At 45.2% G+C, this 13,068-nt stretch carries 16 protein-coding genes and 1 tRNA gene; 15 read left to right on the top strand and 2 right to left on the bottom strand.

The window, feature by feature from the left end; all coding sequences use genetic code 11:
• The first annotated feature begins 9 nt into the window (after nucleotides 1-9).
• The 9 genes from DWW70_RS09555 to DWW70_RS09510 all read left to right on the top strand — a co-directional run bounded on the left by DWW70_RS09555 (nucleotide 10) and on the right by DWW70_RS09510 (nucleotide 7,682).
• Entirely contained in the window at nucleotides 10-918 is a 909-nt protein-coding gene (locus DWW70_RS09555; protein ID WP_118649743.1) for a hypothetical protein, read from the top strand.
• Between the two features lie 32 nt (nucleotides 919-950).
• Nucleotides 951-1,220, top strand: a complete 270-nt coding sequence (locus tag DWW70_RS09550; RefSeq protein ID WP_015533718.1) for a hypothetical protein — start codon at nucleotides 951-953, stop codon at nucleotides 1,218-1,220.
• A 149-nt stretch (nucleotides 1,221-1,369) separates the two neighbouring features.
• A complete protein-coding gene (locus DWW70_RS09545) occupies nucleotides 1,370-1,708 on the top strand; it encodes a hypothetical protein (protein WP_147360146.1) in 339 nt (112 codons plus the stop codon).
• A gap of 397 nt (nucleotides 1,709-2,105) precedes the next feature.
• Nucleotides 2,106-3,698 (top strand): AMP-binding protein, encoded by a 1,593-nt coding sequence (locus DWW70_RS09540; protein WP_118649741.1) that lies wholly within the window; start codon nucleotides 2,106-2,108, stop codon nucleotides 3,696-3,698.
• 224 nt (nucleotides 3,699-3,922) lie between these two features.
• Nucleotides 3,923-4,150 (top strand): acyl carrier protein, encoded by a 228-nt coding sequence (locus DWW70_RS09535; RefSeq protein WP_015533721.1) that lies wholly within the window; start codon nucleotides 3,923-3,925, stop codon nucleotides 4,148-4,150.
• 69 nt (nucleotides 4,151-4,219) lie between these two features.
• On the top strand, nucleotides 4,220-5,809 hold the full coding sequence (locus tag DWW70_RS09530; protein ID WP_118649740.1) for an MBOAT family O-acyltransferase: 1,590 nt from the start codon (nucleotides 4,220-4,222) through the stop codon (nucleotides 5,807-5,809).
• Between the two features lie 13 nt (nucleotides 5,810-5,822).
• Nucleotides 5,823-6,839 (top strand): hypothetical protein, encoded by a 1,017-nt coding sequence (locus DWW70_RS09525; protein WP_022217288.1) that lies wholly within the window; start codon nucleotides 5,823-5,825, stop codon nucleotides 6,837-6,839.
• 128 nt (nucleotides 6,840-6,967) lie between these two features.
• Entirely contained in the window at nucleotides 6,968-7,201 is a 234-nt protein-coding gene (locus DWW70_RS09520; protein WP_147360145.1) for a hypothetical protein, read from the top strand.
• A 139-nt stretch (nucleotides 7,202-7,340) separates the two neighbouring features.
• Nucleotides 7,341-7,682, top strand: coding sequence for a hypothetical protein (locus tag DWW70_RS09510; RefSeq protein WP_055146654.1), 342 nt, complete (start codon nucleotides 7,341-7,343; stop codon nucleotides 7,680-7,682).
• Here the strand turns inward: DWW70_RS09510 and hcp are convergent.
• Both hcp and DWW70_RS09500 read right to left on the bottom strand, forming a co-directional pair.
• On the bottom strand, nucleotides 7,639-9,207 hold the full coding sequence (hcp, locus tag DWW70_RS09505) for a hydroxylamine reductase (RefSeq protein WP_334294912.1): 1,569 nt from the start codon (nucleotides 9,205-9,207) through the stop codon (nucleotides 7,639-7,641). The genes DWW70_RS09510 and hcp overlap by 44 nt on opposite strands.
• Nucleotides 9,208-9,377: 170 nt before the next feature.
• Nucleotides 9,378-9,451, bottom strand: a tRNA-Pro gene (locus DWW70_RS09500).
• Between the two features lie 257 nt (nucleotides 9,452-9,708).
• Between DWW70_RS09500 and DWW70_RS15330 the strand changes: the two genes are divergently transcribed.
• The 6 genes from DWW70_RS15330 (at nucleotide 9,709) to DWW70_RS09475 (ending at nucleotide 12,984) form a co-directional block, all read left to right on the top strand.
• The gene (locus tag DWW70_RS15330) at nucleotides 9,709-9,837 is read left to right on the top strand and encodes a hypothetical protein (RefSeq protein WP_279220212.1); all 129 of its coding nucleotides are present in this window, start codon (nucleotides 9,709-9,711) and stop codon (nucleotides 9,835-9,837) included.
• A gap of 110 nt (nucleotides 9,838-9,947) precedes the next feature.
• Nucleotides 9,948-10,304: a GntR family transcriptional regulator gene (locus tag DWW70_RS09495; protein ID WP_022217295.1), complete on the top strand. Its 357-nt coding sequence runs from the start codon at nucleotides 9,948-9,950 to the stop codon at nucleotides 10,302-10,304.
• A gap of 57 nt (nucleotides 10,305-10,361) precedes the next feature.
• Complete coding sequence (locus DWW70_RS09490; protein ID WP_004849959.1) at nucleotides 10,362-11,048, top strand: ABC transporter ATP-binding protein; 687 nt, start codon at nucleotides 10,362-10,364, stop codon at nucleotides 11,046-11,048.
• Nucleotides 11,049-11,172: 124 nt separating this feature from the next.
• Complete coding sequence (locus DWW70_RS09485; RefSeq protein ID WP_022217296.1) at nucleotides 11,173-11,943, top strand: hypothetical protein; 771 nt, start codon at nucleotides 11,173-11,175, stop codon at nucleotides 11,941-11,943.
• 23 nt (nucleotides 11,944-11,966) lie between these two features.
• On the top strand, nucleotides 11,967-12,167 hold the full coding sequence (locus DWW70_RS09480; RefSeq protein WP_015533727.1) for a hypothetical protein: 201 nt from the start codon (nucleotides 11,967-11,969) through the stop codon (nucleotides 12,165-12,167).
• A gap of 142 nt (nucleotides 12,168-12,309) precedes the next feature.
• Nucleotides 12,310-12,984 (top strand): DUF3793 family protein, encoded by a 675-nt coding sequence (locus DWW70_RS09475; RefSeq protein ID WP_022217297.1) that lies wholly within the window; start codon nucleotides 12,310-12,312, stop codon nucleotides 12,982-12,984.
• Nucleotides 12,985-13,068 lie beyond the last annotated feature (84 nt).

The raw sequence follows: 13,068 nt of genomic DNA, 5'->3' as shown, positions 1-13,068 counted from the left end.
GAAGGGTAGATGAGAAGATTAAAGTATGTTTTACAGAGTGCGATCGCCTGCTTTGTCGTGGCCGGGGCCATGCTGGTGCTGTTCTGGGGAGCAGGAATATACAATATATATCAAGAGTCACATGGAAATATATCGGATCTGTCAGAGCTGTGGTCGTATATTTCGGAACAGGGATTGATGTTTCTGATCGGATTGCTGGCTTTTGTGTCGTTCCTAGTATCCGGATTTCAGGCGAAGAAGGCCAGCGAGGCGGATAGAGCTGCTAACGGTGGGAACGAGTATGATGGTGTAGGATATGGTGAGGCTGATTATTCTGGCACGATAAATGCTGGTGGCGGATATACATATGATTTAACGGACACATCTATAAAGTTAGATGAAGGTTCAGGTATGGAAAATGATAGGAATGTATATGGAAAAAACGATATGCCATATGCGGACATCTATGGGATGACTGGAGATGCACAATTAATCAATACATATTCATTGCAGTCAGGTGCCAGAAAGATAAGCTTTGACCTGCCTCAGAGGTATAGACTGATAGATGGCGATGACAGTGATCCGGCATTTGCGGGGTTTAATGAGGAGCTTAAGCCGGAACTTGTCTATTGTTCACTTCAGGAGGCTATCGATGATGAGACGGCTGAGGATTACGTGCTGGATGAGCTGGTGGAGGATGAAGCCTGCCCGGAGGAACTGCGGACAAGGGCATATCTGAAACATGAAGTGATAGAGGGAAGACTTTATTACTATTATATATTCAAGTATAAGAAGTCCAGAAAGCAGAGACAGAAGTTTGCGGCGGCATGTGACATAGGCGGCGGGCTGTTCTATACGATAGAGACAGAGTGGATATGGCGCAAGGAGGAATTGACGCTGGAAGCACTCATAGACTTTTTGAAGATACGGGTAGAGTGATTTATGACATCTACAGAACATGAGGTGATAATATGTGGACAATAAAGAGAATAGATGAGGCCGACTTCGGCTGTGAGGAGAGGCTTCCGGGGGAGCCGCTTATGGTGCTGGTGAGTCTGGAGTGTGACGATGGAAGGATGCTTCAGCTTGAGGTGGCTGACAACTGGCTGACCATGCAGGAGCTTGACGAGGGCGATGAGTGGCCGGATGATCCGGACGAACCGGATGAAGAAGATGCGAAAAGCGCAAAGCAGGTGCAGTGGATGGAGAGTTATCTGGATGCTCTGGAGGAGCTGGAATAAGAGTGAAAGTAATAAGAATATCGACAAAACCGCCATATCATAAGCGATATTGGCGGTTTTTGTGCGTCTGGAATTACTTTTTGCCATATACTTTAGGATAATATGTTGTTATAACGAAAAGAATGGTTGTAATGTTTGGATTGTTTGAAATGAAATATATGAATATATGCCTTGTGGCAGGAGTTATACTGGAACTTATAGCTCTTGTCGCAATACTTAATCTTTATATTAATATAAGGAGAAGGGAAAGAAGGCAGAGGAATAGAGAAGATGGAGCAGGACTTTATGATCGTGCGGTATGTGCCGGAACGGATGAGGCGCATATGCTGGTGCGGCGGGAGGACATAAGTGCGGTAAGCCAGCTTATGGATCAGAAGGTATACAGACAGTTCAGAAAGAAATATGAGGGCTGGGACAGACAGGAGAATCTGGAGTTTGATGCACGTGTTGCAGGCAGAGCTCAGAACCCTGTATATATTTGCCGATAAGCTATACAATGCGAGAAAATCTGTGGGATTTGTCAAGAGACTAAGGATCAGGTATGGCGTGTAAGCCGTGCCGGGAAAACAAATATTTATACATTTGTCAGCGACAGATATGTCCGTGGATGGACATGTCTGCCGCTGTTTTTTGTTTTACTTAAAGATATCTTAAAGATTCGCCTCATTGAAACTTAAAGGGATGGCGGCTATAATCAGCAGGTGTAGTGAGAAGCTGCAGTGCGGATTACGCTGATGGATTGAGGAAGTGTAACCATATTGTAATAACTCTTACATATAATTAAGTCTGTTGAATGTATATTAAGTTGAACTGGCAGAAAGGCTTGGCATATAATCTATTCGATTTTGGAAGAAAGAAAAAGGTGGTTAAACGAGGTGGTAAATATTGAAAAATATATTGGAATTTATAGAGAATTCGGCTTTAAAATATCCAGATAAGCTGGCAGTTGCAGATGAGGAAGGCGGACTCACATATGGTCAGATGGAGAGGCTTTCCAGACAGATCGGTGCATGGATATATGAGAAGACAGATGGCGTGAGGAATAAGCCTGTTGCCGTGTTGCTGGACAAAAAGCCTGGGAGTGTGGCTGCCTATATGGGAGTTGTCTACAGTGGCAATTTCTATGTGGTACTGGATGCGGAGATGCCGGCGTCCAGAGCCGAGTCGATACTCGGAACGCTGAATCCGGTTGCAGTCGTGACTGACATCGGGCATATGGAGAAGGCACTGGAGCTTTCCAGAAATGGCGTGGATGAAGATGGATGCCAGGGACAGGAAGGCGAGAACAAAGAGGTATTCAGGATATTAAATCTTGACGAGCTGGACACAAGTGCAGATCAGTCGGTGTTGGATGCGGTCAGAAGCAGGGCGATAGACACGGATCCCGTGTATGCGCTTTTCACATCGGGCTCGACCGGAGTTCCAAAGGGCGCTGTGGTATCACACAGGAATGTAATATCCTACACCTACTGGTACACGGAGGCATTTGGTATAGACGAGAGTACGATATTCGGAAGCCAGACACCGTTCTACTTCAGCATGTCGGTGTCAGATCTCTACAGCACTCTTAAAAATGGTGCCACGTTGTACATCATACCGAAGGCGTATTTCACCTTCCCTATGAAGCTGATGGAATTCATGAATACATACAGGATCAACACGATATACTGGGTGCCATCGGCATTGCAGATCGTTGCAAATTACAAGCTGTTCCAGTACGCCCAGCTTCCCGAGCTGAAGAAGGTGCTGTTTGCCGGAGAGGTGATGCCGACAAAGCCGCTGAATTACTGGATACAGAATCTTCCGGATGCCATGTATGCAAATCTGTTCGGCCCAACAGAGACGACCGACATATGTACGTATTACGTGGTGGACAGAGTATTTGCCGATGACGAGCCGCTGCCGATGGGACATGCGTGCAACAACTGTGATGTGTTTGTTCTTGATGAGAACGGTAGGGAGGTGTCACCGGAGATTGATCCTGAGACGGGCTTCAGTCGTGAGGGGGAGCTCTATGCCAGGGGTTCATTTGTGGCGCTGGGCTACTTCGGAAATGCGGAGAAGACGAGAGAGGCATTTGTCCAGAATCCGATCAATCCGAACTATCCAGAGCTGGTATACAAGACCGGTGATCTGGTGAAGTACAACAGATACGGCGAGCTGGTCTATGTGTGCCGTAAGGATTACCAGATCAAGCACATGGGTTACCGCATAGAGCTCGGCGAGATCGAGGCGGCAGCGGGAGCCATAGACGGTATCAGAAGCTATGCCTGTATATATGATGATGCGGCTGACAAGATCGTGTTCATCTACGAGGGCAAGAAGAAGGACGAGACGGAGCTGCTTAAGGCGTTTCAGGAGAGGGTCCCACACTACATGGAGCCGAACCGTTTTGTCAGGGTGACAAGCATGCCCCACAATGCAAATGGCAAGATAGACAGGAAGAGGCTGAAGGCGGAATACGCGCAGGGAAAATAGCGAATATCTACATAAGCGTGATATACCACATTCGGAACGCTCTCGCTCATTTCGGTCTGCAGCGGCACTAGCACTTGCAAGCGCGTTGAGTGCCGGCGACCTCAAATGTCCTTCATGTGGTATTATCAAGCTTATATAGATATAATTCACTTTATGTGCTGCGTTGGTATTGCCGTGAAAATTATAATATGTAGAAAATTTTTATTATAAGGAGATATGGGATTATGGAAGAATTATTAAAGATTTTGAATGAGGTAAAACCTGGAGTTGATTATGAGAACGAGACAGATCTTATAGGACATGGCGTGCTGGATTCCATCACGATGGTTACGCTGGTGCTTCAGCTCAGCGATGAGTTTGACGTAGACATTTCTCCTGTTGATATCACACCGGAGAACTTCAAGACAGTCCAGACCATATACGATATGATCCAGAGACTTGAAGACGAGTAAGAGCAGATATAGATATTGGAAGATGGCGGGGACTGACTGCCGTCAAAAAATACTGGAGGAGTGAGAAATATGTCATATACGTCGATATCGTATCTGGTATTTATATTGCTCGGAGCGTTTATAGTGTACAATATAGTGCCGCTGAAGCACAGATGGAAGGTGCTGCTGGCATTCAGCTATCTGTTTTATTTTATCAATTCAGGCAGATATATCATATTTATCCTGTTCGGGTCGCTGACCATATATGTGGGCGGCCTGCTGATAAACAAGATAGATGATGGCTGCAGCATGGCAAGGAAAGCTCTGCCAAAGGAAAACAAAAAAGAGTACAAGGCACTTATCGGATGGCAGAAAAAGTGCGTGTGCGTATGCGTGGTGCTTGTGAATGTAGGAATCCTGGTATTCCTGAAATATTCGGTATTCCTTGGACAGGTATTTACAGATGTGCTTGGACTCATACACATAAATGTAGAGAATCCGATGTATCAGAGGATGATGCCGCTTGGAATCTCGTTCTACACACTGTCTGCGGTGAGTTACATAGTGGACGTGTACAGAGGCAAATACAGGGCATCGGACAAGTTTGGCAAGGTTGCACTTTTCCTTGCATTTTTCCCGCACATTGTTGAGGGACCTATAGCCAGGTTCGATCTTGTTGGAGAGCAGATGTATGAGGGGCATAGGTTCAGTTATGAGAACATGACCATGGGACTCCAGCTTATACTGTGGGGCTTCTTCAAGAAGATAGTTATTGCAGATCGCGCAAATATGTATGTGAACCAGATATTTGACAATTACGCAAGCTACACAGGACTTCCGGTAGTAGTGGGAATGCTGCTCTACACATTACAGCTCTATGCGGAATTCTCAGGCTGTATGGATATAGTAAGGGGAAGTGCCCAGATGTTCGGAATAGGACTCTCAGAGAACTTCAATCAGCCGTTTATGTCAAAGACGGTCAGTGAGTTCTGGAGAAGGTGGCATATGACTCTCGGTGCATGGTTCAAGGACTATGTGTTCTATTCAGTTTCACTGTCCAAGCCATTTGTGAAGCTGAGTAAGAAGACCAGGGAACATATGAATACTTTCTTCGCGACATTTGTTCCTATGTCTATAGCGATGTTCATAGTGTGGTTTGGAACGGGTATTTGGCACGGCGCAAGCTGGAAGTACGTCATGTATGGTCTTTATTATTGGGCTATCATGGTAATCGGACTTCTCATGGAGCCTCTTTTCAAGAAGCTGTATGGGAAAATGAATGTTGACCGCCAGGGAAAGGTATACAGGCTGCTTCAGGTTGTCAGGACCTTCATTTTTGTGAATGTGGGAATGCTCATGTTCAGGGCTGATGATCTTACAGCATTTGGACACATGTTTGTGTCCATGTTCAGGGGATTTACATTTGCGGATCTGACAAATGGAACTTTGCTTGGAATGAAGCTTGACATGGCAGATTTTGCAGTGCTGGCAGTGGGCGCGCTCATTCTGTTCCTGGTTGGACTTTACAAGGAGAAGGGACACCAGATAAGAGCAGAGCTTGCAACGAAGAATATAGCCCTCAGATGGGCAGTTTACTATGTGCTGCTGTTTGGAGTGATCATACTCGGAGCATATGGCAAGGGCTATGAGGTGGCTGGATTTATATATGCACAGTTTTAGAGGTGATTTATCTATGAAGAAAAGTGGACGTAATATAATAAAATCCATAGCATTTGCCCTGGTGGCCGTGATGATCATGGGAGTGCTGGGAGCTGCGTTTACTCCGAAGCGGAGCGATCCGGGAAGCGGAATAACCAACTCGAATGCAAGGGGCTTCTATGGAGAACCGAAGAATTCGATAGACGTACTGGTGCTTGGAGACAGCAATGCCTACAGTGCATGTTCTCCGATGTATATATGGAACAAATATGGAATTCCAACATATGTGGCGGCTGAGGGATTCCAGAATGTGACCGGGGCATCCAACCTTCTGGATGAAGTGCTCACATGTCAGAAGCCAAAGCTGGTGGTGTTTGATGTGAATATGCTTTGGACAGGCAAGACGACATTGAAAAAGGTTGAGAACAACCTGAAGAATCTGGCATATAAGTATCTGCCTCTTGCACAGTACCACAACAGGTGGAAGAGCATGAGTGTTTCGGACATGTTCGGTGCCAGGGATTACACATACAGATCAGCCTCAAGAGGACAGTATCTCAGCATGGAGGTCAAGCCGTTTTCAGGCCAGAGCAAGATGGTGGAAACCAAGGCTGTTGAGGACATACCGGAGGTATCAAAGATACTGCTCGATAAGCTTATAGACAAGTGTGAGAAGAATGGAATCAAGATCATGTTCATGGAGACTCCGACGGCGAAGTCATGGAATTATGCAAGACACAATGCAATGGTTAAGTATGCTAAGGCCAAGAATATTGAATTTGTCGATATGAATACGCTCAAGGGTGATTATGCGATTGACTGGAGCACCGACACGAGGGATGGCGGAAGACATCTCAACTGTAAGGGCGCAGAGAAGGTAAGCGCCTATCTTGGAAAATATATTTCAGAGAATTATTCTTTTAAGGATAAGAGACATTCAGAAAAGTATGCGGACTGGAATAATGACTATCTGGATTATGTGAAGTATATGTCCGGAGAGACTGTGTCGTTGGAGGCACAGCAGTCCGAGGAAACGGTATCCAACAACTAAATATAAAATATATAAGTGGACGGAGGATAGAATCCCCCGTCCACTTTATTTTTTATTTTACTGTAACTTTGCATCTGGCAGATATATTGCCGGAAGTATATGTCTTTTTCTCAGTGCTGTTTGAAGGTGTGAAAGTTTATTTCTGCACGGCAAGGGACAAGGATTTTTACGCGCAGCTCATGCGTGATGGAAATGTTGCGGTGACGGGCATGAACAGAGAATATCAGATGATAAGGTTAAGCGGAAAGGCGCACAGGCTGGATGATCAGAAGCTGTGGATCGACAGGATATTTGCGGAGAATCCATCTATGAACAATGTGTACCCGGATGACAGCAGATATGTGCTTGAGCCGTTCTATTGATACAGGATGAATACCTGACACAGGTAAATGATGAGAAAGGCATAGTAAACGCTGCAAACAGCGGTATGACTGGATGTTATGTGCCATGCCACAATTGTATCGATAACTGTATCCACGCTGCCCTGTCTGCGGAGGTTCTATGGACATGAACCTCCGCAAGGATGGTTATTTTGTTCAGGACAGTGCCTGGTATGAGGCAGAGCGGAATTTTAGTGAGTTTGTCACAAAGTCTATAGACAGTAAGCTTGTACTTCTTGAACTGGGGGTAGGTTTTAACACCCCAACAATAATCCGCTTTCCTTTTGAGAAGCTGACACGAGAACACGATAACGTAACCCTTGTCAGGTTAAATCTCGATCAGGCTGTGATTCCAGAAAGTCTTGGAAACAGAGCTATAGGGATAAATGCGGATATGGCGGAGAGTATAAGTGATATACTCAACGTTTCAGTATCGCATCCATATCCTGTTCAGGAGCAGTGATCGGGTTTAGCTTATAATTCTCCACCAGATATTTCACCACGGTCTCGGACATGAATGCCGGAAGTGTCGGTCCGATATACATGTTGCGCACGCCCAGCGACAGCAGGGTGAGGAGTATGCAGACAGCCTTCTGCTCATACCATGACAGGACAAGGGTGAGTGGGAGGTCGTTTATGCTGCAATTAAATGCATCAGCCAGAGCCAAAGCAACCTTGATGGCACTGTAGGAGTCATTGCACTGTCCCATGTCGAGTATTCTAGGAATCCCGTCAATTTCGCCGAGGTCGAGATCGTTGAAACGGTATTTGCCGCAGGCGAGGGTGAGGACAAGGGTGTCCATCGGAGTCTGCTTTACGAATTCGGTGTAATAGTTGCGTCCCGGATGTGCGCCGTCGCAGCCGCCAACGAGGAAAATGTGTTTGATATGACCAGCCTTGATTGCATCTATGATCTTGCCAGCCTGTGACAGAACTGCGTTGTGGCCAAATCCGGTCGTCAGCATATGGCCGCCGTTTATGCCGCTCATGCTCCTGTCGTGTTCATAGCCGCCAAGCTTCTGTGCGTGCTTGATCAGAGGGGTAAAATCTTTCTTCCCTGCTCTTGTACCTGAGATGTGAACCATGCCGTCATAACCCACGACTGATGTGGTGTAGATCCTGTCCTTGTAGCTCGGCCTTGGCGGCATGAGACAGTTGGTGGTAAAGAGCACCGGCGCGGGTATATTTTCGAATTCTGTCTGCTGGCTCTGCCATGCGGTTCCGAAATTGCCCGCCAGATTATGGTATTTGTTAAGCTCCGGATAGCCGTGCGCAGGCAGCATCTCGCAGTGGGTATATACATTTACTCCTGTCTTTTCAGTCTGCTCAAGGAGCTGTGACAGGTCGTTCAGGTCGTGACCGGAGACCACGATAAATGGCCCTTTTTTGATGTCAACATTTACTCTCGTAGGCACAGGATTGCCAAATGATTCAGTGTTGGCTTTGTCCAGCAGCTCCATGCATTTGAAATTGACCTGGCCAAATTCCATGATGAGTTCTATCCATTCGGTGACGCTGTGCTCCCTGTTAACCTCGCACAGTCCCTTGTAGAACCACTTCAGAACCTCATTATCTGTGTAGCCGAGATTCATGGCGTGATGGGCGTATGCCGCCATACCCTTGAGTCCAAACAGCAGGGTGGAACGCAAGGACACTATATCCGTGTCACCATCCCATAGGTCGATCACCTGTATCTTTTCAGCCTCAGGTCTGCTGATCTTGTTCTGCTCGTTTTTAACCCTTCCCATAAATTCTTTTATTGCATTGTCGTCAAAGTTTACATTTGTCAGGGTTGTGAAAAGACCGTCTATGATAAGTCTGTCGGCGACCGCGCTGTGTTTATTCTCATTTTTTGAGAGTTCTGCAAGTTTTATAAGCTCACACACAAGCTCGTCCTGTAGATTAGATGTGGATGGCTGCTTGCCGCACACTCCAGTATTGATACATGCGGATCCCCCCGCTGTCTGCTGACACTGAAAACAAAACATATTTGACATGTACTGTATACCTCCTGAAATTATGAATCTATCTGAAAAAACTGGTGACTGCCTGGCAGTCTGTGGATTTTCTTCTAAATAGAGTATGGACAGTGAACAGGAGTTTTATACGCAAATTTGCTAAAGTATATCTGTGAAATATAAAAAAGAATACAAAAAAATCGGTGCGACGGGATTCGAACCCACGACCTCTTCGTCCCGAACGAAGCGCTCTACCAAGCTGAGCCACGCACCGATAGTGTTTATCAACACTGCCATAATAGTATAAGAAGATTCTGAAAAAAATGCAAGGAGTTTTCTAAATAATTTGGCATTAAATTCACCAAGAGATTTTCCTGGCAATTTATCTTCAGGGTATCCGAAAAGTTCTTTTATGGAACAGAAAATCTATCAATGGCAGAGTAATAACCAGAAAGTAGTTGATATGAGGATAAAGCGCAGGCGGTGATGTACAGAATGAACGCCGCCTGAAATAGAAGGAGACGATAGATCATGAAGATACTTATTACTACGGACTGGTATGAACCTGTTATAAATGGAGTTGTGACATCGGTTGTCAATCTGTCAAATGAACTCAGGAAAAGAGGACATGAGGTGCTATCCGGATGGTTAAAAACTTAAAAGAATATATTATTTCAAAAATACAGTTGACAACACCATGACACTAGTGTACTATTCAACTAGTACAGCGGTACAGAAGAGCTAGATAGCATACAAGGAGGAGGTGTGTGATGGAATTTAAGACGAATATCCCCATATATCTTCAGGTCATAGAGGATATAAAGCAGAAGATCATAGCGGGCACACTGCCTTTGGGATCTAAGCTTCCGTCATCAAGAGAACTTGCCATAGAATACCAGATAAATCCGAATACTGCAGCGAGGATTTACAGCGAGATGGAGTCTATGGGGTTGTCCTATACCAGACGTGGAATAGGAACATTTGTGACGGAGGATGACAGGGTCATAGACGACCTGAAAAAGGAGAGAATAGAGGAAATCATACAGAGCTTTGACGAACAGCTCACTGGTATGGGATTTTCACAGAATGAGATCCTAGAGTTGCTAAAAGAACACTTTGGGAAGTAAATAAAAAGGAAAAAAGGAAAGAAACAAGAAGGAATAAAAAAGAAGGGAAATGATACAATGTTAAAATGCGAACATCTTGTTAAGAAGTATATCACGACCACAGCCATATCTGACCTGTCACTGGAGATTGAGCCGGGACACATATATGCGCTGCTCGGTCCGAATGGAAGTGGAAAGTCAACACTTATGAAGATCATAGCCGGTCTGGTCAAGCCGGATTCAGGAACTATCACAATAGATGGAGTGCCTATGACATACAGGTCAAAGAAAGACATAGCGTATATGCCGACGGAGGCTTTCTTCTTCGGATATATGAACTGTAAAGACATAGGAAAGTATTACAAAGATTTCTTTGATGACTTTGACTATGACAAATACATGGGACTGCTTGCTGAGATGGAGCTGAATCCAGATCAGAAGGCGAAGAGCATGTCTTCAGGAATGCTGGCAAAGCTCAAGATAGCGGTTACTCTGTCCAGAGACAGCAGGATCGTTATGCTTGATGAGCCACTGAACGGAATAGACATCATAGCTAGGGAGAAGATCATCAGCACGATTGTCCGGAATATATCGGATGACACAGCCGTGCTCATGTCGAGCCACCTTGTGGATGAACTTGAGAGGATCGTGGATCACGCATTCTTTATCAAGAATGGCACCTGTGTGCTTCAGGGTGATGCGGAGGAGCTGCGAGTGAGCAGGGGCAAGTCGATAGTTGATATGTATAAGGAAATATATGCTTAGGAGGAACCGCTATGAACGAAGTTCATACTAGGAATCGGTTCCGACGACCTGCCCCGCTCGTGTGAGCGAGAGGGGCGATACATATTGGATAGTTAAATTTGTTGATGAAGGAGAAATAGATATTATGTTAAAGATGATGAAATATGAATACAGACGTGGAGTATTTCCACTTCTGGTGGTTATAACGGCTCTTGCGGCAGCAGAATTGCTGTTCGTGATTGGAATATTTGCAGAAAAGGATTTGTTAGCTGGACTTGGTATCATCTTCCTTGTGATGGGAGGCTGGGCTTCGTTTATGTTCGTCTTGATATATGGTGTGATAATATACAGTCAGGATCTGAAGAACAAGACGGGGTATATGGTGTTTATGACGCCAATTTCAAATTACAAGATTATCGGTGCAAAGCTGCTTTCAATCCTGCTCACCGGTGCGACACTTGTGGCCTTTCTTGGACTGCTTATAGTTGTTGATTATAACCTGCTTAAGTCACATAACGGCGGTGTAGCTGGCGTTGAGCTTGTGCTGGATGATATTCTGGGAACAAGAGGGTTGTCAATAGGAAGTGTCATTGCAAATGTTGCAGGGTTCATAGTAGTAGCACTTATTCAATTCTATACAATGATCACCATAGCGTACCTCGCAGTGTCACTGTCTTCCACAGTGCTCCAGAATAAGAAGATAAAGGGCGTTGTCAGCTTTATACTTTTTGTGGCTCTTTATGTGCTGGTGAGCTACATAGCATACAAGCTTCCGCACCTTGGGAAGAACGTGCAGGTGGAGACTATGCTTGACGCGATGTATAAGAACATACCGCAGCTTATTCTCTATGTTGTATGCATGATCGGCAGTTATATAGGAAGTGCGACACTGCTTACTAAGAAGATCAGCTTATAATGTAATGAGAGGAATGCATTAAGATGGCAGTAGATATGAGGAATGGTGATGTGATGAAATGGTTTAGATACCTGGTTACAGGAGTCTGCACAGGAGTCATAGTAGTGCTCCTTGTACCTGTGGCTGTGTGTGGGATCTGTGCATATGGTGTGTGGCGGCTGCTCAATATGGTAACAGGCGGAAATAAAGAGCCACGCAGGACGATGATAAAGCAGAATTTATAAATGTATATTTTTAATCAACAAGATAACCCGGAGTGAGAAAATGTCTCACTCCGGGTTATTGACGTTCGGGGAGGAATCATGTAGTATTTTCACTAGAGTTAGACAAGCCTAACCAAACCTATTTGTCACAAGGAGGTTTTGTATGAGTGAAAATACATGGGAGATCATGAAGGGCATGGAGCTCGGTGACGTGGAACTTCAGATGGCACTTCAATGTGCACCGGTGATAACGGGTGTCAAGGTGTCAAATCTGCTGAACATAGAACTCAGCGGATATCGTCAGATGGTGGAGATACTGAAGGACAGTGATATATGTATGTACACACTGGGAGCAACCTGTGGCAGGGTAAATGTATTTATCTACAATGCGGCAAAGCTCAGGGCATTTGTCCGGAGGGATGATGTGCAAAGACTTATGTCTGAGCTGGGATATGAGGACATGGAGCTTTCTGAGATACTTGCGGTGTTTCGTGAAAAATATCAGCAGTACTTAAAGAGCAGAGGAAGATTCACCTCAAAACAACCGGCACATGAAGATCTGGCTTGTGGCGATGGATCTCTTGGCAAGGAGTGGTTCCCACACGAGATGGGCTTGTTGCTGGGATACCCGCCAGAGGATGTGGAGGGATTTATTCTGCAGAACGGAAGAAATGCACTTTGCTCCGGTTATTGGAAGGTATATGAGGATGCTGAATCAAAGCGGAGAACATTTCATATATTTGAATGTGCGGAAGAGAGACTTATTCAATTTCTTTCAAATGGACTGCATATTAGAGATATCATGGGGATGTACACGGCGAGCAGAAACGCGGCGTAGAAGTATATGGAAAGATGCAGATAAACACAGTTTACAAGGATGTATAGGGAAAGCCCCCTTTTACATATAATTTCATAAGGAGGA

Origin of the sequence: Coprococcus sp. AF16-5, assembly GCF_003479365.1 — a bacterium.
In the GTDB taxonomy this organism is placed as follows: domain Bacteria; phylum Bacillota; class Clostridia; order Lachnospirales; family Lachnospiraceae; genus Coprococcus; species Coprococcus aceti.
Note: the sequence above shows the minus strand (reverse complement) of the source record. Positions and strands in the feature narration are given on the sequence as shown.